The organism is Bradyrhizobium tropiciagri (genome assembly GCF_018130545.1).
GTDB lineage: Bacteria > Pseudomonadota > Alphaproteobacteria > Rhizobiales > Xanthobacteraceae > Bradyrhizobium > Bradyrhizobium tropiciagri_A.
In genome coordinates this window covers 342337-362678 of sequence record NZ_JAFCKF010000004.1, presented here as the reverse complement: position 1 = coordinate 362678, position 20342 = coordinate 342337, and the positions used below count along the sequence as shown (strand labels likewise).

The following is a 20342-nucleotide window of genomic DNA, read 5'->3' as shown; positions in this document are numbered from 1 at the left end:
ATAGGTCCGTAACTTCATCAATTCGTCGTGCGGGGGACAAGCCGCGCTTCGCTATTGCGATCCAGGGGAAAGCCGATGAACGCCACCAACCGTACCGAGGAAGCCGAAGCCGAAACGACGTCCGAGGTCGACACCAACCTCGCCGCGGTCTCGGAAGTCGAGGCCGGTATCCGCGACTTCGTGCGCAACGACATCGCCTATCTGCGCCGGCCGGTGGCGAGCCCGGAGACCGCGCCGACCGACACCAACACCGACACCACCGTCAGCAACGTCAACTCGCTGATCCAGCGCGTCGCCGGCACCTCGCTGGCCGAGATCGAGAAGCTGATCGGCGAGCTCGAGAGCCTGCGCGACCTGCTGCATGCCGAGGGCCAGCGCGTTCAGCGCGAGATCTCCGGCTACGCCCAGCTCAGCCAGGCCGCGATGAAGTCGACCCGCATGATCGCCGACAACGTCTCGCAGTGGAAGCGCGCCGCCGACGGCCTGCGCAACAGCTGATCTCGATCAACTCTGCAAACCGACAAGCCGCCGCCTCCCCTGGAGGCGGCGGCTTCGTTTTGCATGCCCGGCTCCCGCACAGAACGATTCGTTATTCAGCGCGGTGTACACTCCGCGACGTCATTTTTTGCCGAAGCCGATTTGAAGCGGAGATACCAAGCCGGCGTCCAAATCCGGAATTGACCAACCGGACCGCGCTTGAGCGGGGCATCGATTTGGAGAGCATTCATGCAGAGCGTCCGGCCGGACAACGCCGATCCGATACCGCTGCGCCAGCCGCAGCAGGGCATCGGCACGATCATGATCCGGTTCATCGGCATCCTGGCCGCCGCGACCGTCGTGATGGTGCTGATCTGGAATCGCTAATCCGGGGAGACGAAGTGTGACGCGGTCCGCCGACGGGTCACACTGAAGAGCGCAAACAGGCGCTGGTTGACGCTCAAACGAGCGCCGGCGTTACAGACGGTCGATCAGCGATCAATGCTCGCGGTGGTTTCGAAGGAATAATTGCCGTCGGCAAAGCCCTTTACGACCAAACCGGTCGCCAGCATCACCACCAGCGTTACCGTCGCGAAGATAATGCCGACGAGTTTCAGCGCGCTGCGATCTGCCATTGTATCCCCAGTAGTGCTTGCCCAGATGTCCGTGCCCACAATCCATAGGCAGGGACAAAGGTTCAAAATGCGTTAGCAAAATATGGGTTCCGCGCAACGCACAACTACGTCGGCAGCAGACTTAGTCTGCCACCATGGCGCCCGTGCAACATCAGAGGCGTGCAGGCAACATCAGGAACCGGGATTCCGGCGCGGCACGAAGGCGGTCGCGAGGAACGAGAACACCACCTCATTGCGCTGATTGGCGCCGGTGTTGCGGGCCTGAAGGATGCCCCATTCGGGCCGCTTCTCGGACGTGCGCTTGGTCTCGAGCTGGTTGGTGAAGCTGATGGTATCGCCTGCCAGCACCGGGCGGATCCAGCGCAGTTCGCGGAAGCCCGGCGAGGGTCCCCAGACCGCGACCGTCTCGCCGCGCGCGGCGGCTTCGGCGGCGAGCCGCTTGCCGTCGGCGACCAATAGCTTCATGCAGACGCTGGCGACGTGCCAGCCCGACGCGGCAAGCCCGCCGAACAGCGAGTTGCGCCCCGCCTCCTCGTCGAGATGAAAGCGCTGCGGATCGAACTGCGCGGCAAAGCGCTTGATGTCCTCAGGCGTGAAGGTGAAGGAGCCGAAAGCGCGCTGGTCGCCGATCTCCATGTCTTCGAAGAAGCGCATGACGTCTCCTATGCGCTCGCGCCGTCGCGGCGGCTGATGATGATCGGCGACTCCATCTCGCACAGCATCTCGCCGCGCGCGTTGCGGATCGTACCCTTGAAGGTGACGATGCCGGTCTCCGGCCGGCTCTTCGAGACCCGGGCCTCGACCACATCGACATCCAGCGTCAAATCGTCGCCCGGACGCAGCGGCGCCACCCAGCGCATCTCGTTGACCCCGGGCGAGCCGAGCGAGGCGGTGCGGCCGATGAAGCCGTCGAACAGCATCCGCATCATCAGCGAGCCGAGATGCCAGCCGGAGCCCGACAGGCCGCGGAGCATGGATTTCTTCGCCGCCTCCTCGTCGAGATGCATCGGCTGCGGGTCGAATTCCGCGGCGAAGCTCAGGATTTCCTCGCGCGAAACATGGCGCGGGCCGAACGTGCCGAAACGGCCGGGCTTGAAGTCTTCGAAGGTCAGCGTGGTCATTGGGTGAGGATATGCCGGAGGGAAGCCCGATTGTGGCCGTTATTTGCGGCAATCACAACCGGCCTACGCGCATAGCTCGCTCCTGGACTGCCGGCGCCCGGTCTGGGGCTCGCCACCGGCGGGACATTGGGCTCCTGCGGTATCGATCCCGGTGGTACGGCGCCGCCGCGAGCCACTGGCCCGGCGCAATGCCGGGGGTGACGCAGTAGGATGAACGAGACGCGAATCATATTTCGGACTGCCGGGAGAACCACGATGTTCGATTTCCAGGATCTGTTTCAGTGGGACCGCTTCATCACGCCCACGATCATCAAGACGTTCTACTGGCTGGTGATCGCGGTCATCGTGCTGTTCGGGATCTCCGGCATCCTGTGGAGCCTCACGGCGATGGCGATCAGCCCGTTCGTCGGCTTCATCCAGCTGCTCGCGTCGATCGCCAGCATCTTCGTCGGCATCGTGTTCTCGCGCATCGCCGCCGAGTTCATCCTGATCGTATTCCGGATCAACGAGCATCTCGGCGCGATCCGCGATCGCGACGGGAGCATGCACTGACGCTTTCGGGCTGGCTGCCGCCCAGGCCGTGGTTAATCCGAAGTAGCGCCCGCGCGCAAATGCCAGCGAAATTCCAGCCGGGATCTTAAAACCGCTCGCGTATCAGCCTCTGCATTGCTTGAGACCAACGCGGGGGCGTCGTGAATTCGAGGAATGGTTTTGCCGTGAGGCCGGCCGCCGAGCCGGGCTTTACGACCGAGGATATTTTATGGGCTGTCGGCATCTGGTCGGTGATCCTGACCCTGGCGCCGATGATCGTATTCTATCTGCTGATGGTGGCGTGACGGCCGCCTGCTCCGTCATTCCGGGGATGCGCAGCATCGAACCCGGAATGACCGCAACATCTCGACGACAAAAAACGCGCGAGTGCCGCGCGTTCTTCCAGTTCGAACCAAAGCGGCGTTGTTACGCCGCCTGCTTGTGCATCGCGCCGGAGGCCGACGCCGTGCCGCGGATCGCCTTGATCGAGCGTTCGATCGCAGCCCACAGCCGGTTGATCTCGGCGGCGGCGCGGCCTTCCGCGTAATATTCGCGGGCGCCTTCACCCTGGCCGAGCGCCATCAGCAGATCGGCGCGGTTGGTGATCTGACCGCTCCACACCGGGGCGCGGAATTTCGCCAGCGCTTCGCGCGCGATCGCGACGATGCGGCTTTCGGCGCCGTCACGCTGCGCGGGCGCGCCGTTGATCACGACGGCATAGGGCTTGCGCATCGAGCGGCAGGTCTGAATGGTTTCCTGCACCGCGTTGACGTCGAACACGCCGGGCCGCGCCGGAATGATCACCATCGTGGCGTTCTTGATGGAATCGTCGACCACAGCCGACAGGTTCGGCGGCGTGTCGATGAACACCCACTCGATGCCGTCGCGCTTGGCTTGGGCAATGATCCCGCTGACCGAGTTCACCGCCGTCTTGATCGCCGGTTCGTTGGTGCCGCGCAGCTTGTGCCAGAGCGTCAGCGAGCCCTGCGGATCGGCGTCGATCAGCAGGCATGGTTTCGTTGCCTTATGCACTTGCGCGGCAAGGTGAGCAGCCAGGGTACTTTTTCCCGAGCCCCCCTTACGCGAAGCGAAAACAATCACGTTCATACGTTGGCCTCCAGATTGACCCCAGGAGGCGAAAATGAATCAGAGCGCTGATTCGCGAAAGAAAAAATTTCTTGCAATCCGCAAAGTGGCCAAGATTACCGGTGCAATCTGCTTTTTGAGTCACACCCAACTTATGACACAACCGAAAATGGAAGCGCTAAGCGTTTGATTTGACTCACGGCCTAGCGCTTTTCGGCAGCTTTGGCGCGCTCGCGCGCGATCCACTTGCGCTCGATCCAGCCGAGCAATTGCGCGGTGGGTTTTTGCAGCAGCGGGACGTCCTGCGCGAACAAAAGGAGTCCGAGCGGCAGCATCCAGAGTCCGAGCACCGGCAGGAAGCTGAAGATGCCGCCGATGATCAACAGGATCGCGAGCGGAATCCGCACATAGCGCGACGACGGCCGGCGCAGCCACGCGACGAAGCGCGCCGGCTTTTCCGGCAGCTTGGCTTCGAACCAGGCGAAGTGCCGGTCGATCTCTTGCTGGTAGTTTTCGCTCACGCGTCCCACTCCATCCGTTCCACAGCGGGAACGGATTTGGCTGACAATCCAAGCCCCAGAGATGATGCTGCGTGACAGCGTCACAAGGCGTCAGTCTGTCGCGTATCGCAGCCTTGCAATCCCAACCTTTGCGACCCATGCGCGCGATGGGAACCAGCTCAGTGGGTGGACTTCTTCGCCTTGTGCGATTTGTGGACCTTCCGCTTGGCTGCGACGGGACGCCGCTCCTCGCGCTCGCTCGCCTCACGCGGCTCAGGACCTCCGCGGAAGAACACCCGGCAGGCCGGCGACAGCTGCGCCTTGTTCCTGATCATGCAGGCGGTGATGCGATCGACGTCGGGGATATCGGAGCTGCAGAGCCGGAATGCATCCGGCGTACAGGCCTGCTGCTGGTCGGGCGTGTAGGCCTCACCGCGGCCCGGCAGCAGCAACGCCGCAACGGCGAGCCCTGATATCAATGCAAACGAAAAACTCCTTGAACCGGCGGTCCCCATGCGTCCCCCCAAGGTGTCGTTTCGAGGAGTTTGGGTGATGCGACGGCGAACTGCAAGCGGACGTGATGACACGCCGAAGGCGGGGACCTCCGCCCTGAGCCGCAACGCTTGCCAATTCTATTAGAGCGAGTATCGTACCGTCATTGCTCGTTGATACCCTATTTCAGTGGCCACCTGCCCGGCCGAGTAGGCTTGCTCCGCTCGCGCCCGGCGTCTTGCATTGTGGCCCGGCCATTGCAGGAGCGTCACATTGTCCGAATCAATCACATTCGTGATGACCGGCGTCCGCCCGGGCGTAACGACCCGCGGCGCGCGCGCTCCGGCCCCGTCCGCAACGGGACATCTGAAGGACTCCGTACTTGTGACGGCGCAACGCGGCGCCGGCGACGCTGTCATCAAGACCGCGGCTGCCGTTCCCGGAGAGGATATCGTTGTCATTGATATCGCAGGCGGGCCTTCGCTGTGGCTTCATCCGGAATCCGCGCGAGACCTTCTGCAAGCGCAGCAGGATCCGCTCGCACGCGGCGGACCCACGCTCGGCCCGGGAGAGGTGCGTGTGCCTGGCCGGCTGCAGTGGCGCCTCGAAGACACAGCTCCGGTGTCGCGCGGCACGCGCGGCATGTTCGGCGACGTGCAGGTAGGGGCCCTCCACATCGTCACCGGGCTCGTCGAGGACAAGGCGGCCGACTTCGTCGCCTCGAAAGTCGTCAAGTCGTTTGATTCACAGGTCGATCCGGGCGTCTATCGGCTGCAGTCCGACAAGCTCGAGTCGCTCAAGGGGCAGGCCACGTCCGCGATCGCCGCTGATGACGGAGCCACGCTGGTCCTGATCCACGGCACCTTCAGCCAAACGTCCGGCACGTTCGGCAAGCTCTGGACCGAACACCCGCAGCTGGTGGCTTCGCTGTTCAAGTCCTATGACAACAGGGTCTACGCTCTCGACCATCCGACGCTCGGCGCGAGTCCGATCGCCAACGCCATCACGCTCGCCGACGCTGCGCCCAAGGGCGCACGACTTCACCTCTTGACGCATTCGCGTGGCGGACTGGTTGCTGAAGTGCTGGCACGGGTGTGCGCCAATCCGAGGCTGTCCGATCTGGATCTGTTCAAGGACGACGGTTCGAGTCTGGCCGAGCTGAAAAAGCTCGCCGAGCTCGTCTCGGACAAGCGGATTTCGATCGAGCGGGTTGTCCGCGTTGCCTGCCCGTCGCGCGGCACGTTGCTCGCCTCGAAACGGCTCGACGCCTATGTATCGGTGCTGAAATGGGCGCTCGAGCTCGCCCAGATTCCGGTTGCGCCGGAACTCGTCGGCTTTCTCGGCGAGGTCGCCCGCAGACGCGCAGACCCCGACAAGGTGCCCGGTCTTGCCGCACAGATTCCGGACTCTCCGCTGATCCGCTGGCTCCACGCGGCAACGAGCCCGATCAGCGGCGATCTGCGCGTCATCGCTGGTGACCTGCAGGGCGATTCGGTGGTGTCCTGGGTCAAGGCCTTGCTGTCCGACGCGTTTTTCTGGACCGACAATGATCTCGTTGTGCAGACGCGATCGATGTATGGCGGCTCGCCGCGGCAGAGCGACTCGACATTCGTGCTTGACCAGGGCGGCAAGGTCTCGCACTTCAACTATTTCAGTAACACGCAGACGGCATCCGCGGTGGTCGACGCCCTCACCAGGACGGGCAGCACGTCCCCCGACGGATTCAGCGTGATCGGCCCGCTCTCCTGGGCCGGACAATCACCGAGCGGAAGGCGTGCGGCCTTGCCCGCACGTCCCGCCAACAAGGCCGCCGAATTGCCGGCACTGTTCGTCCTGCCTGGAATTCTCGGCAGCAATCTCAAGATCGACGACGACCGGATCTGGCTGGGATGGCGCCTCGTCAACGGCCTCAAGCGGCTCGCGTACGATCCAGGCAAGGACCATGTCGCGCCCGATGGGCCGATCGGCCTCTACTACGACGATCTCGCGACCGCGCTGTTCAACGATCATGACGTCCAGCCGTTCGGATTCGACTGGCGGCGCCCGATCCTCGCCGAGGCACAACGGCTCGCCAAGGCGATCGCGGCTGCGCTCGACGCGCGCAAGGCCTCAAGGCAGCCGGTGCGGATCATCGCCCATTCGATGGGCGGGCTGGTTGCACGCGCCATGCAGATCGTCGATCCCGCGACCTGGAACCGGATGATGGCATCCGACGGCGCGCGGCTTCTCATGCTGGGAACGCCGAACGGCGGATCCTGGACTCCCATGCAGGTGCTGTCCGGTGATGACAGCTTCGGCAACCTCCTCGTCAATGTGGGCGCACCGTTCGCCAGCAACGAGACGCGCCAGTTGATTGCCGATTTCCCCGGATTTGTTCAGCTCCAGGCAGGCTTGCTGGATCGGCTCGGTACGGAAAAAGCCTGGAGAGATCTCGCAAAGTCCGATCTCGATGCAATCAGCGCGCGCAGCACGTGGCATAATCTGGGACTTCAGCTGGTTCAATTCCAATGGGGTATTCCTCCGCAAGCCGTGCTTGATGATGCCGTGCAGCTGCGCCGCCAGCTCGACAAGCAACGCGACAAGGACCTCGTCAGCTGGGCCGACAGGCTTCTGCTGGTCGTCGGCAAGGCTCCAACCACACCTGCCGGCTACGAAGGAGCGAGCAATAGTGACCGAGGGTTGGCCTATCTCGAGGTCGATGACGGCGACGGCCGGGTCACACTGGAAAGCGCCGCGCTTCCGGGAGTAGCGACCTGGATTGCGGATGCCGATCACGGCTCGTTGCCGCGGTACAAAGCCGCGTTCGAGGCCTACCGTGAGCTTCTGAACACCGGCAGCACGGAGCGGCTCGCCCGGGTCTCCGCGACCGGCACCACCCGGCAGAAGGCCACGGACACCGCCGGACCGGTCGCACGAAGCCGTCCTGCCCGACAGCGGGTGCGGCAATCGCCCCCTCAGAGCGAGCTCGACGTGCTGTCTTCGGCAGTTCCGCGCGATCCGCAAACCGAGCCACCTTCAGCGTCCCTGCGCATCGACGTCGTCAACGGCGATCTCACCTTTATCGCCGAGCCATTGCTGATCGGCCACTACCGGTCATCGAGCCTCACCGGCGCGGAGGCGGCGATCGATCGCGTCCTCAGCGGCGCGATGAGCGCGTCGTTGCAACGCGGTCTCTACGCCACGAGTCCCGGGACGTATCAGATTTTCCTGAATCTCACCCGCGATCCCGTCAAGCTGATGCCACTGCCGGCGGCGGTGATCGTTGCAGGTCTCGGCCCCGAAGGCGAGTTGCGCGGCTCGGACCTCGTCAACACGGTTCGGCAGGCCGTGATCGGATGGTCGCAACGGCTCACCGAACGCAGTCCGATCGTCACGGGATTTGCGCTGGCGACCACGCTGCTGGGCAGCGGCGGCAGCGGCATCACGCCTGGACAGGCGGCCCAGCTGATCGCCCAGGGCGTGCGTGAGGCCAACGAGCAGATCGCAGAGAAGGGTCCTGCAAACGCACAGTGGCCGCGCGTCGACCGGCTGAAGATCACCGAACTCTACCTCGACCGCGCGAGCGACGCCTGGAATGCGCTTCAGGCCCTCGCGATCTCGGCACCGGCCTCCTATGCGGTCGCCCCGACCATCGCACGCGAAGCCGGCGCACTGCGCCGGCCCCCGGAGGCCGGCTATCGCGGCGCCGATTACGACTTCATCAGTGCTCTCATCCTGAAGACCGAGGATGACACCCAGGAGATCGGCTACACCATCAACTCGAAGCGGGCGCGCAACGACGTGCGTCCCCAGCCGGTGCAGGTGCGGCTCATCAAGAACCTGGTGACGACAGCCTCCAACAATACCAACACCGACACGCAGATCGGCCGGACATTGTTCACGCTGCTCGTGCCCCGCGATCTCGAATCGTTCCTGGGCGGCAGCACGGCGACGGTGCTGGAACTCGACCAGGGAACGGCCCCAATACCCTGGGAAGCGCTGGAGCAGCCGACGGCTTCGAACCGGCAGAAGCCATGGTCGATCCGCACCAAGCTGTTGCGCAAGCTGCGGACGGCGACATCCAGCATCATGGTGAACAGCGCCACCGCCGACGACGACATTCTCGTGATCGGCGACCCTGCCTGCGATCGAAAGGTCTATCCCATGTTGCTGGGCGCCAGGCGCGAGGCGCTCGAGGTCGCGACATACCTGACCGCCGCGACCACATCTCCGGCAGGCCGAAAGCTCGCCGCGGCGCGGGTGACGTCCGTAATCAGCGGTCCCAACCTCGGGGATTCCGAGCCCGATACGACCGAGGTGATCAATGCGGCCTGCGCGAAATCCTGGCGGATCATCCATGTCGCGGGCCATGGCGAACCGCCGAGGGAGACCGATAAGGGCAGCATCGAGACAAGAGGCGTCGTGCTCTCGGGCGGTTCGTTCCTGGGAGCTCATGAGATCAAAGCGCTACGGGCGCAGCCCGAGCTTGTGTTCGTCAATTGCTGCCATCTCGGAACCGGTACTCCAGGCGATCTGCTCGGGCCCACCAACTACAATCGCGCGCAGTTCGCGTCGGGTGTCGCCCAGGCCCTAATCGACGGCGGCGTCCGATGCGTGATCGCCGCCGGCTGGGCGGTGGACGATGAAGCTGCGAGCGTGTTTGCCAAGGAATTCTATCGCGCGCTGCTTGGAGGCAAGCGCTTCATCGACGCCGTCGCTTCTGCCAGGGAAAAGGCCTATGCCTGCGGCGGCAACACCTGGGCCGCGTATCAGTGCTATGGTGACCCTGACTGGCAATTCCGGCCGGCGACCGGCGACGCGCAACGCCCGACACCCGCGCCGGGGCAGGAATTTTCCGGGATTGCCTCTGCCCCATCGCTGATCTTCGCGCTCGAGCAGATCGCGGTGGAAAGCGAATACCAGCGCAAGTCTCCTGACATTCAAGCCGGACGCCTGCGCTATCTGGACGCAACCTTCGGCCAGTATCGAGAGCTGGGAAACGTCGCCGAGGCGTTCGGAAACGCGTGGATGAAATCGGGGCGCTTCGCGGAGGCGATCGCGTGGTACGAGCGCGCGCGCGCGGCCCAGGATGGAACGGCGTCGTCGATCGCGATCGAGCAATTGGCGAATGCAAGAATCCGCCAGGCCTTGAACGACATCAAGAACAATGCCGCTCCGTCAGCCAAAGCGTTCGACGATGCTCGGGCGGCGATCAAGGATGCGATGGCCTTGCTCGACACGCTGCTGGCACTGGCGCCGACCTATGAGCGGGAAAGCATTTACGGCTCCGGCTTCAAGCGGCTGGCGATGCTTGAATCCCTGGCCGCGGATCAGCCCGCCGAAATGCAGGCGATCAATCGGATGTGGCAGCACTACAGCGCCGCGGAGACCATTGCCCGGAACACGAAGACGCTTCCGTTCTTTTACCCGGCCATGAACCGGATCGCGGCGCAATTGGTGCTGGCCAAGCCGCTCAAGATCAATGACATCGCGGAGGTGCGCCAATCAATGTCTTCGGTCGCACCGGACTTCTGGTCGACCGTCGGACAGACCGAACTGGACCTGTTCGAGTCGATCGGCGCAGGCAGCCTTGCGCAAGACGTCGCGCGCTTTATCAACGACTTCCAGAAGCATTATGCCCGCGTCGATAACGCCAGGATGTGGGGCTCCGTCCTCGACAATGCAGCATTCGTGCTTGCCAGATACGCCGGGTCTGCGGCGCAAAGCGAGAAGAGCGCAGCCGACCGGCTCCTCGCTGAACTCAGGTCGCTCGCGGGGAGCGCGCCAGCACCGGCCGCAGCGGCGAAGCCCGGCGGCGCTGCCAAGCGCGCACCGACGCGGCGCCCCAAGGGCGCCAAACGCGCAGCAAAAAAGAAGCGGCGTCGCTGATCGAAACGGGCGGGAAGTATCGGCCGCGCAAGAACCGGCGGGACGATCGGTACTGGCTATCGATCTTGATGGTACAGTTGGGTGGATCCGCCATCACGCCGCTTCAGCGTTCAAAAACCTAGCGAATTTTTGTCCACCAGCGAACGTTTGTAGTAGCGTTTTGTATTTCTTTAAAGCCCCCGTTCGCTAGGCGCAGGCGGTCAAAGCGGGCAGTGTCGCCGGATGCGAGCTTGGTCGAGCAGTGCGCACTCTTCCGACGTCAGTTGGCCTAGGAGCCGCATTGTCATCAAAATCTTCGCAACGCATTGGTCTGGCTCCCGGTGTATTTCGAAACCGGTAAAGCGACGCAGAAAAATCCGCTTCGACATCGCTCAAATTTCGCGCTTCGTGAGACTCCGGGCACATTCGTTCATCGTTCCTCTCGGTATAGTTGCCACCAAGACCAGTCGGCGTGCTGGCGATGAGTGGGGGTTATGGCGTGCGGTTTCGGATTGGATGGGGCGATCGGCTGCTGACCTACGCGCAGCGACACGATAACCGGATTTGTTCCCAACAGAGCTGTTGTGCGGCGTGCTTCACCTGTTGGGAGAATTCTCCCGCAGCGGGTCAAGTGAGAAAGGTCCGGCAGCCGCTTCGAACGGTTTTGTCGATTGCGGGCATGGCCTTGACTTTGTCTAGCCCAGTCCTCGCAGCAGGAGGGACCGGTGGCGCGGGCGTGAATGGTCCCGCGCCGGGCGGCACTGGCGCTTCCGGCCCGAGCGGCCTCACGCCCGGCAGTGACGGTACGAACAATTCAAACGCTGGTGGCGGCGGTGGCGGTGGTGGTGGCGGCGCTGATGGGAGCTATGGCGGCTTCGGCGGTTATGGCACCACGTCCGGTGGTACGCAGCAAGCCGGAGGATCTTATGGGCCGGGCGGCGCTGCCGTCTTTGGCGCCGGCGGCGCTGGCGGCGCCGGCGGCGACGCCAATGGTTTGGGCGGCGCCGGCGGAGGAGGTGGCGGCGGCATTGCAGTCCAGACGTCGGCGGTAGTCGGTACGCCATACCCCACGACTATGACCGGAGGTGTGGGGGGAGCAGGTGGCAATGGCGGCTCCCAAGGCGCGGGCGGCGGGGGTGGCGAAGGTGGCTTTGCGCTGATCGTGAACTCCGCGGCCGGTGCGTTGCCCGCCAATAGCGCCGCTACGGGGGGCACCGGCGGTGCCGGCGGCTCGAGCGGTACGGCGTTCGGTCCCGGTGGCGGCGGTGACGGAGGGGTAGGCGTCTATATTACGGGTGGTCCGAGCGGACAGACGAGCATCAGCAATTTGAATCTCGTCAATGGCGGACTGGGTGGGGCCGGCGGTGCCGGAACCGGTGTTTCGAGCTTCGGTGGCGCGGGCGGCGCCGGCGGCAGCGGGTTGGTAATTTCTGTCCCGGGCTCTTACGCCCTCTCAACACTGTCTACCGCGCGGTTCACGGCTGGCGATGGTGGAGCGGGTGGTTCGAGCCCCAGTGGCGTCGGCGGCAATGGCGGTGCTGGCGGTGCCGGCTTGTTCGTAAGGGTCTTCTTCAATAGCGGCACCTATTACACGAACTACATCAATAATGCCGCGACCATTATCGGAGGAAGCGGCGGCGCAGCAGGTTCGGGTCTGACGAACGGCGCCGCGGGCGCCGGCGGCGCGGGGGTGACCGGCTCCTTTATCTCGCTGATCAACAGCGGCGCGATCACCGGCGGCCTTTCCGGCGACGGATCGACCAGGGCCGATGCGCTCGCCTTTACCGGCGGCAGCAATACACTGACGACGAATGCCGGTGCCAGCTACACGGGCAATATCAGCATTTCGAACGCCAATTCCGGTACGCTCAGCCTCTTGCAGACCACGGGTGGCGGCGCGACGGGCAGCGCGACTTATTCGAATGCCATCACGGGATCGGGCTCCCTGATCGTCACGACCGATAGCGGCTATTCGGTCACGCTCTCCGGCGCCAATTCGTTCAGCGGTGGCACCACGGTCAATTCCGGCAGCACCCTGAACCTGTCCAGCAATACGGGCGCCGGAACTGGAAACGTAGCGCTGCAGGTCGGCTCGACGCTGGGGCTCAACAATGTCGCGATCACAAATACCGTCAGCGGCAGCGGCGATCCGGATATCACGGTCGCGGGGGCGAGCTCGATGCCGACCTTTACCGGTGCAGCGGGCACGACCTTCAATGTGCTGGGGACCGGCAACAGCGCAGCGACGGATCTCCTCACGGTCACGACGGCGAATGCGACTTACGCCGGGACGACGAATATAGGCGGCACCGCTTCGGGCAGCGCGGTCACGCTCAAGGGCGGGGCGTCGAACGCCTTCGGTAGCGCATCTGCCGTTTCGGTCTTTGCCGGGAGCGTGCTCGATCTCGGCGGCTTTAATCAAACCATCGCATCACTATCCGGCGGCGGCACGGTAACCAACGGCGGCGCATCGGGTGGAAATACGCTCGCAATCGGTGGCGGGACGGCATCGACCTTCTCGGGCCACATCATCGACGGCTCGACGGCGACGGTTGCGCTCAGTTTGTCGAATAGCGGCACGAGTCTCACCTTGTCCGGCGCCAACACCTATAGCGGCGCCACGAGCATCAACAACGGCACGCTGGCGCTCTCAGGGACGGGCTCGATCGCGACGTCAAGTGCTGTCAATCTGGCGACAGGCACGACATTCGATATCTCGCAGACCAATTCGGGCGCATCGATCGCGACGCTCGGCAACACCGCTGCGGGGCAAACCGGGACAGTGTCGCTCGGTTCGAAGACACTGACGATCACGGGTGGCTCGGGCACTTTCGACGGCATCATCGCGGATGGCGGCATCAACAATACGACCGGCGGCTCGCTTTTCATCAGCGGCGGCGCGCTGACGTTGAACGGCGCCAACACCTACACCGGTCTTACCACGGTTGCCTCCGGCGCCACGCTTACTGTCGGCGACAGTGAGCCGCACGACCTCGCCACAATAGCTGGCGACGTAAGCGTCAAAGGCGGCACGCTGGCTGGCTACGGCGCAATCCAGGGCAGTGTCACGCTCTCCAATGGCGGCGTGCTGATGCCTGGCGTCGCATCGCAGCTGGGCTCGATCACCATCGGTGGCAGCCTCTCTATCGGCGACGGCTCACGACTTGTTTTTGACTTCGGCGCGCCCGGCCCGAACTTCACCACGCCGGGCCAGAGCGACCACGTCGTCGTGCACGACAATTTATCAATCGGTAGTTCCACGCTCGTTGTGAACAATCTCGGAAGCATGGGACCAGGCCTCTACGAGCTCTTCTCGTGGGGCTCCTCGCTGGACATCACGGGTGGCGGCTTTGCCCCTCCGGCCGGCACGTCATTGCAGATCCTCACGGTCGACAGACAGATCAATCTGATCGACGCGCAGAACCTCACGCTCAGTATATGGGACGGCAACGGTCAGGCCAGTGTCGGTCATCTCGGTGGCGGCAGCGGTACCTGGAGCCTTTTTTCCAACACATGGAGCGATACGACGGGGCAATTCGTCGGATCCATGTCACCGCAGCCAGGCTTCGCCATCTTCGGCGGCCCGTCCGGCACGGTTACGGTGGACAATAGCCAGGGTGCGGTCAGCGCCACCGGCATGCAGTTCGTGACCGACGGCTATCATCTGGTGGGCGGCGCGCTGACCCTGGTCGGGCAAGGCAGCATGCCGGTGGTGCGCGTGGGCGCGGGCGCCACCGCCACCATCGACAACGTGATCCAGGGAACGGCGGGGCTGAACAAGACCGATTTTGGCACCCTGGTCCTGACCGGCACCAACCAGTACAGCGGCGGCACCGTCATTTCCGGCGGCAGGCTCTCCGTCAGCTCCAACGCCAATCTCGGCGATTCGTCAGGTGGACTGACGCTCAATGGCGGCATTCTGCAGGTGACGGGGACAAGCTTCAGCTCGACGACCCGCGCTATCACACTCGGTAGCAATGGCGGCGGCTTCGACATCGCCAATGCCGCGAACACGTTCACGGTGAACCAGCAGCTCTCTGGTAGCGGCGGCCTCGCCAAGCTCGGCGCCGGCACACTGGCGCTGACGGGCGCCAACAGCTACAGCGGCGCGACGACCGTCAGTGACGGTACGCTCGTGATCGGCAACGGAGGCGCAATCACCAACAGTTCGTCCCTGACGAACTCGGCGAACGTGCTCGTCGATGCCGGCGGCTCGGCGACGTTCGGCTCGGTCACCAACGCGGCCACGGGCGTCATCACGGTGGCCGCGGGCGGCACGGTGCATGATGACCTCAACAATGCCGGCACGGTGACGAACAACGGCGCCTATTTCGCCAACGTCGCAAGCAATAGCGGCAGCATCACCAATAACGGGACGTGGACGGGTACGATCGCGACCGCCGGCACCTTCATCAATGATGCGGGGGCGACCGTATCGGGACTTGTGACCAACAGCGGGACGGCCAGCAACGCCGGCACGCTGAATGGCGGCCTCACCAACACGGGCGGGACCTTCAACAACACCGGCGCGATCAACGGGACCACCACGATCTCGGGCGGCGCCTTGCTCGGCACCGGGTCGATCGGAAACCTTGCGGTCGGCAACGGTGCGGTGTTCGCGCCGGGCAACGGCACGCCGGGGACCTCGATGACGGTCAACGGCAGCCTGGCGTTCTCCTCGGGCGCGTTCTACCAGATCGCGCTCAATCCGCAGACCGCCACGTTCGTCACGGCTTCGGGTGCGGCTACGCTGGGCGGAGCCTCGGTCCAGGCCTTCTTCAGCTCGGGCAGCTATGTCGCCAAGCAATACACCATCGTCAGCGCGGCAGGCGGCATCGGCGGCTCGTTCAACGCGCTGGCCAACACGAACCTGCCGTCGGGCTTCACGTCGAGCCTGAGCTACGACGCCACGCACGCTTATCTCGATCTGGCGCTGAACTTCGCCCCGCCGACGGCGCTGACCGTCAACCAACGCAATGTCTCCAACGCCTTGATCAACTCCTTCAACACGCTCGGAAGGGTCCCGATCGTGTTTGGCGCCCTGACGCCTTCGGGCCTGACGCAGGCCTCGGGCGAGAGCGCAACGGCTTCGCAGCAGACGACGTTCGATGCGATGAACCTGTTCATGGGCGTCATGACGGATCCGTTCGTCGCCGGTCGCGGCGATGCCGCAGGCGCGGGCGGCACGCCGAACGCGTATGCGGCGGACAGCCTTGCCTATGCCGCGAAAGGCCGGTCGCCCGACGATCGGAGCGCCTATGCTGCGATGTACACAAAGGCGCCGGTGCAGCCGACATTCGAGCAGCGATGGAGTGTTTGGGCGGCTGGTTTCGGCGGCTCACAGACGACCAGTGGTGATCCGGTCGTGGGTTCCAACAACACGACGAGCAGTATCTACGGCACGGCGGTTGGCGCGGATTATCGCTTCTCGCCGGACACGCTCGCGGGCTTCGCGCTGGCGGGCGGCGGCACGAACTTCAATGTCAATGGTCTCGGCTATGGCCGCTCCGATCTGTTCCAGGCCGGCGCCTTCATTCGCCACAATTTCGGTCCGGCCTACATCACGGGCGCGCTCGCCTATGGCTGGCAGGACGTCACGACCGACCGCATCGTAACGGCGGCCGGCATCGATCACCTGCGGGCCGAGTTCAATGCCAATGCGTGGTCGAGCCGGGTCGAAAGTGGATATCGCTTCGTCGTCCCGGCATTCGGGGGACTAGGTTTGGCGCCCTACGCGGCAGGCCAGTTCACCGCCTTCGATCTGCCGGCCTATACCGAGAGCGTGGTGACCGGCACGCCGAATTTTGCGCTCGCGTACGCCGCGAAGAGCGTCACCGACGCGCGCAGCGAGGTGGGTATCCGCACCGACAAATCCTTTGCCATGACCGACGGCGTTCTGATGCTGCGCACGCGCTTTGCCTGGGCGCATGAATTCGATCCGGATCGCTCCATCGCGACGACATTCCAATCGCTGCCGGGCGCGAGCTTCGTCGTAAATGGTGCCGCGCAAGCAAGCGACTCCGCGCTAACGACGGTGTCGGCCGAAATGAGATGGACCAGCAACTGGTCCGCGGCCGTCACGTTCGAGGGCGAGTTCTCGAACATCACCTCGTCCTACGCCGGCAAGGGTGTCGTGCGCTATGCGTGGTGAGTGGTTCGATTTTGCGCGACGATCAGCGCTCGGCGCGAGGACGACAAGCGTACGGTGGCACAGCGAATGGCTTTGGGCTAACAATGGCGCACATGACGATCGATCAATCGGGCAAATGATCAGAATTGCAAAGCGAACCTCCAACTAGAGGGCGCGTGCGAAATTGGCGAAGAACTCGTCCGCAAGCTTCTTGGCGGTCCCATTGATCAATCGTTGCCCCAGCTGCGCCAGCTTGCCTCCGATCTGCGCGTCAACGTGGTAGCTCAAGAGCGTGCCTCCCTCTCGTTCGACAAGATCAACCTTGGCTGCGCCCTTCGCAAAGCCCGCCACACCGCCCTCACCTTCGCCCGAGATCTTGTATCCGTTGAGAGGATCGAGATCGCTCAGGGTGACCTTTCCGCGAAATCGCGCGGACACCGGGCCGACCTTCATCCTGGCGACGGCACGAAAGCCCTGATCGTCGGTCTTCTCCAACTCCTCACATCCGGGGATGCAAGCCTTCAGGACATCGCTGTCGTTCAGCTTCTTCCAAACCAGCTCTCTCGGCGCGGCAAGCTGGATTTCCCCGTTCATCGTCATCGCCATAGCACTCTCCGATTTCCTAAGCCTACGCTTTCCGATTCAATTGCGGGCCGGTGCGAATACGCGCGCCATGTACGTTGAAAGGTCGCGTGAGATTTCCTCGCGCGAGGCATTCGAAACGCCGGCCAGAGCTTTCGCCAGCCCCTTCTTGAACTCGATCTGCATCGAGCGGGCGATCTGAATTCTTTGCGCTTGCGGTGATCCAGCACCATGCATGGATTCCGTCAGATATCCCACCGCATTCCTTCCGAGCGTCATGTTCTCGACCAGGCGCAGAACCCGGATCCGATCCTCGGTCGCAACCTCCGGACGGCCTTTCAGGTACTTCTCGACCAGAGGCCCGATCGTCTCGTGCCGCAGGTCCCGTTCCGAGGGGAGCGTAACCATCAAGCCGCCAGCCAGATCCTGCGCGAGGCGGCCGATCTCGTATGGAAAGCGCGTGACATGATGCTTGCAGACGTTCGCGAGCATCTCGTCCGGCAGATAGGCGCCTGACTTCATGGCGCTCCCCTGGTGGCTCGCGGCGATACCGGTCCCGTAGATCGTTTCGTTGAGATGGGTCATTTCGACGAGCTTGTCGCGCACGTGCGAGACGCGTTCGACGCCATTGTAATCGGCGACAGTAGCCGCGGCGCCGATGAGTACGTCGCCGACCCCCGACTTGCAGACGTAGCTGCGGCGGTGATAGCAGGTGAACCGCTCGACCAGCGTTGAGGCAAACTCGAATTCACCGTCGAGGAAGATGAACTCCGTCGGGATAAAGACGTCATCGAAGATGATCATCGCCTCCTGACCCGAGAACTGCGCGTTGCCGGCGTCGATGTCTCCCGCTTCGGCGCTGCGCGTGTCGCAGGATTGCCTGCCATAAATGTAGGTGATGCCCTCGGCGTCGACCGGAATCGCGCCGACGATGGCGTAGTCCGTGTCGGGGGCCTCCAGTCTCATCGTGGGCATCACGATCAGCCAGTGCGAATTCAGGCAGCCGGTCTGGTGCGCCTTCGCGCCGCTGACATAGACGCCGTCGGCCGTGCGCCGCACGACGTGGAGAAAGAGATCCGGATCCGCCTGCTGTGACGGCGATCTGCCGCGATCGCCCTTCACGTCGGTCATCGCGCCGCCGATGACCGCATTTGCACGCTGTACGCGGGCGAGGAAGCTGGTGAACCGCGCGTGATACGAGGTCTGGTATTTCTGATCGAGATCGTAGGTCACCGAATGCAGCGAATTGAGCGCATCCATGCCGACGCAGCGTTGAAAACAGGTGCCCGTAAGTTGCCCGAGCCGGCGCTGCATCTTGTTCTGCATGACGAGATCGGCGGAACTGGCGGAGATGTGCAGGAAGCGGTTCACGCGATCGCCAGTCAGCGGCGAGAGCGCGGAAGCCAGCTCCGGATCCTCGTTGGCAAGATCATAGGTTCTTGCCACCGCATTGATCGAAGGCCTGATGATGGGATGGTCGACCGGCTCCTCGACCCGCTCGCCCATCAGATAGACCTTCAACCCGCGGCCCCTGAGGCTCTCGATATACTCGGCGCCGGAGCGGATCGGCTTCGCGGGTCCGGCGGAATGCGCGGCGATAACGTCCTGATCGATCACGAGGTCTCCTTCGGTGCAGGCCCGGGATGCGACCGCACCCGGGCTCGTGTTGTCGCTGTGCTTCAGCCGGCCTTCTTCACCAGCGGGCACGCACTGTCCTTGAGCGGACGGAATGCCTGATCGCCGGGAATCACTTCCCGCAGCTTGTAGAAATCCCACTCGCCCTTCGACTCGGACGGCTTCTTGACCTCGTAGACGTACATGTCGTGCACCATGCGGCCGTCTTCGCGGATCCGGCCGTTCTTGGCGAAGAAATCGTTGATCGGCATGTCGCGCATCTTGCTCATGACGGCCTGCGCTTCGTCCGTGCCCGCGGCCTGCACCGCTCGGAGATAATGCATGGTCGACGAATAGTCGCCGGCATCGCCCATGTGCGGCATCCGCTTCATCCGTTCATAGAAGCGCTTGGACCAGGCCCGGGTTTCATCATCACGATCCCAGTAGAACGCGTTGGTGAGAACCAGTCCCTGCGCGGCCGACAGTCCCATGCTCTTGATATCGGTGATCCAGACCAAAAGACCTGCGAGCGTCTGTCCGCCGGACGGAATGCCAAATTCCTGCGCCGACTTGATCGAGTTCACCAGCACGTTGCCGGAGCCGGCCAGCGCCACGACCTGCGCCTTCGACGACTGCGCTTGCAGCAGGAACGAGGACTGATCGAAGGAGTCGGGCGGATAGCGGGTCGCTCCGACGACCGTGCCTCCCAGTGCCTTGACGACCGCGGACGTGTCGGCTTCGAGCGCATGCCCGAACGCGTAGTCCGCCGTCAGGAAGTACCACGACTTCTTGCCGTCCTTGGCGAGCGCGCTGCCGGTGCCGCGCGCCAGCGCGTAGGTGTCGTAAGCATAGTGAACGCTGTTCGGCGTACAGGCGTCGCCCGTCAGACGGGACGACCCGGAGCCGTTGATGATCGCGATCCGGTTCTTTTCCTTCGCCAGTCCGGAAACGGTGAGCGCAATCGAGGAATTGATCAGGTTACCGATCATGTCGACGCGATCGACGTCGAACCACTTTCGCGCCAGCGCCGAAGCGGTGTCCGGCTTGTTCTGGTGATCGGCGACGAGCACCTCGATCGGCTTGCCCAGCACTTTGCCGCCGAAATCTTCGACGGCCATCTTCACCGCCGTCACCGCCCCTTCGCCGGATTCATGCGAGAACTGACCCGACATGTCGGTCAGCACGCCGATCTTTACGACATCGTCGGAGACCGCCGCCGTTTGCGCGCCGGCACCGCCATTGACCATCGCAATCACCGCCGTCGCGATCAGGATGCTTCCAATCCTCAGCGTCATGACACTCCTCCCCTTGCGTTCCTATGTTGTTG

At 63.7% G+C, this 20342-nt stretch carries 15 protein-coding genes; 6 read left to right on the top strand and 9 right to left on the bottom strand.

Annotated elements, in window-relative coordinates:
* Positions 1-75: 75 nt before the first annotated feature.
* Both JQ616_RS19305 and JQ616_RS19300 read left to right on the top strand, forming a co-directional pair.
* Complete coding sequence (locus JQ616_RS19305) at positions 76-498, top strand: hypothetical protein (RefSeq protein ID WP_212016929.1); 423 nt, start codon at positions 76-78, stop codon at positions 496-498.
* Between the two features lie 228 nt (positions 499-726).
* Complete coding sequence (locus JQ616_RS19300) at positions 727-864, top strand: hypothetical protein (RefSeq protein WP_167350178.1); 138 nt, start codon at positions 727-729, stop codon at positions 862-864.
* Between the two features lie 104 nt (positions 865-968).
* Here the strand turns inward: JQ616_RS19300 and JQ616_RS19295 are convergent, their stop codons facing one another.
* The 3 genes from JQ616_RS19295 to JQ616_RS19285 all read right to left on the bottom strand — a co-directional run bounded on the left by JQ616_RS19295 (position 969) and on the right by JQ616_RS19285 (position 2233).
* On the bottom strand, positions 969-1112 hold the full coding sequence (locus tag JQ616_RS19295) for a hypothetical protein (protein WP_024584466.1): 144 nt from the start codon (positions 1110-1112) through the stop codon (positions 969-971).
* Positions 1113-1283: 171 nt separating this feature from the next.
* The gene (locus JQ616_RS19290; protein ID WP_212016927.1) at positions 1284-1766 is read right to left on the bottom strand and encodes a MaoC family dehydratase; all 483 of its coding nucleotides are present in this window, start codon (positions 1764-1766) and stop codon (positions 1284-1286) included.
* Between the two features lie 8 nt (positions 1767-1774).
* The gene (locus JQ616_RS19285) at positions 1775-2233 is read right to left on the bottom strand and encodes a MaoC family dehydratase (RefSeq protein WP_212016926.1); all 459 of its coding nucleotides are present in this window, start codon (positions 2231-2233) and stop codon (positions 1775-1777) included.
* Between the two features lie 255 nt (positions 2234-2488).
* Between JQ616_RS19285 and JQ616_RS19280 the strand changes: the two genes are divergently transcribed.
* Together JQ616_RS19280 and JQ616_RS19275 are read left to right on the top strand one after the other, a co-directional pair.
* Entirely contained in the window at positions 2489-2785 is a 297-nt protein-coding gene (locus JQ616_RS19280) for a DUF4282 domain-containing protein (RefSeq protein WP_212016924.1), read from the top strand.
* A 140-nt stretch (positions 2786-2925) separates the two neighbouring features.
* Positions 2926-3069: a hypothetical protein gene (locus tag JQ616_RS19275; RefSeq protein ID WP_212016922.1), complete on the top strand. Its 144-nt coding sequence runs from the start codon at positions 2926-2928 to the stop codon at positions 3067-3069.
* Between the two features lie 121 nt (positions 3070-3190).
* Here the strand turns inward: JQ616_RS19275 and JQ616_RS19270 are convergent, their stop codons facing one another.
* The 3 genes from JQ616_RS19270 to JQ616_RS19260 form a co-directional block, all read right to left on the bottom strand.
* Complete coding sequence (locus JQ616_RS19270; RefSeq protein WP_021081815.1) at positions 3191-3871, bottom strand: ParA family protein; 681 nt, start codon at positions 3869-3871, stop codon at positions 3191-3193.
* Positions 3872-4053: 182 nt separating this feature from the next.
* Positions 4054-4371 carry a hypothetical protein gene (locus tag JQ616_RS19265; RefSeq protein WP_349630022.1) on the bottom strand — a complete coding sequence of 106 codons (318 nt, stop codon included), beginning with the start codon at positions 4369-4371 and terminating at the stop codon, positions 4054-4056.
* Between the two features lie 158 nt (positions 4372-4529).
* Complete coding sequence (locus JQ616_RS19260) at positions 4530-4865, bottom strand: hypothetical protein (RefSeq protein ID WP_249136998.1); 336 nt, start codon at positions 4863-4865, stop codon at positions 4530-4532.
* Between the two features lie 250 nt (positions 4866-5115).
* Here JQ616_RS19260 and JQ616_RS19255 point away from each other — a divergent pair, with 250 nt between their 5' ends.
* Both JQ616_RS19255 and JQ616_RS19250 read left to right on the top strand, forming a co-directional pair.
* Positions 5116-10710 carry a DUF7379 domain-containing protein gene (locus tag JQ616_RS19255; RefSeq protein WP_212016921.1) on the top strand — a complete coding sequence of 1865 codons (5595 nt, stop codon included), beginning with the start codon at positions 5116-5118 and terminating at the stop codon, positions 10708-10710.
* Between the two features lie 715 nt (positions 10711-11425).
* Positions 11426-16840, top strand: coding sequence for an autotransporter-associated beta strand repeat-containing protein (locus tag JQ616_RS19250; protein ID WP_212016919.1), 5415 nt, complete (start codon positions 11426-11428; stop codon positions 16838-16840).
* Between the two features lie 144 nt (positions 16841-16984).
* Here JQ616_RS19250 and JQ616_RS19245 read toward each other — a convergent pair whose 3' ends face one another.
* Genes JQ616_RS19245 through JQ616_RS19235 form a run of 3 tightly spaced genes read right to left on the bottom strand, consistent with a single transcriptional unit; the run spans position 16985 to position 20262 of the window.
* The gene (locus tag JQ616_RS19245; RefSeq protein ID WP_212016917.1) at positions 16985-17425 is read right to left on the bottom strand and encodes an SRPBCC family protein; all 441 of its coding nucleotides are present in this window, start codon (positions 17423-17425) and stop codon (positions 16985-16987) included.
* Positions 17426-17461: 36 nt separating this feature from the next.
* The gene (locus tag JQ616_RS19240; RefSeq protein WP_349630021.1) at positions 17462-19108 is read right to left on the bottom strand and encodes a 4-hydroxyphenylacetate 3-hydroxylase family protein; all 1647 of its coding nucleotides are present in this window, start codon (positions 19106-19108) and stop codon (positions 17462-17464) included.
* The gene (locus JQ616_RS19235; RefSeq protein WP_212017847.1) at positions 19081-20262 is read right to left on the bottom strand and encodes an ABC transporter substrate-binding protein; all 1182 of its coding nucleotides are present in this window, start codon (positions 20260-20262) and stop codon (positions 19081-19083) included. Before JQ616_RS19235 ends, JQ616_RS19240 begins: the two co-directional genes overlap by 28 nt.
* Positions 20263-20342: the final 80 nt, after the last annotated feature.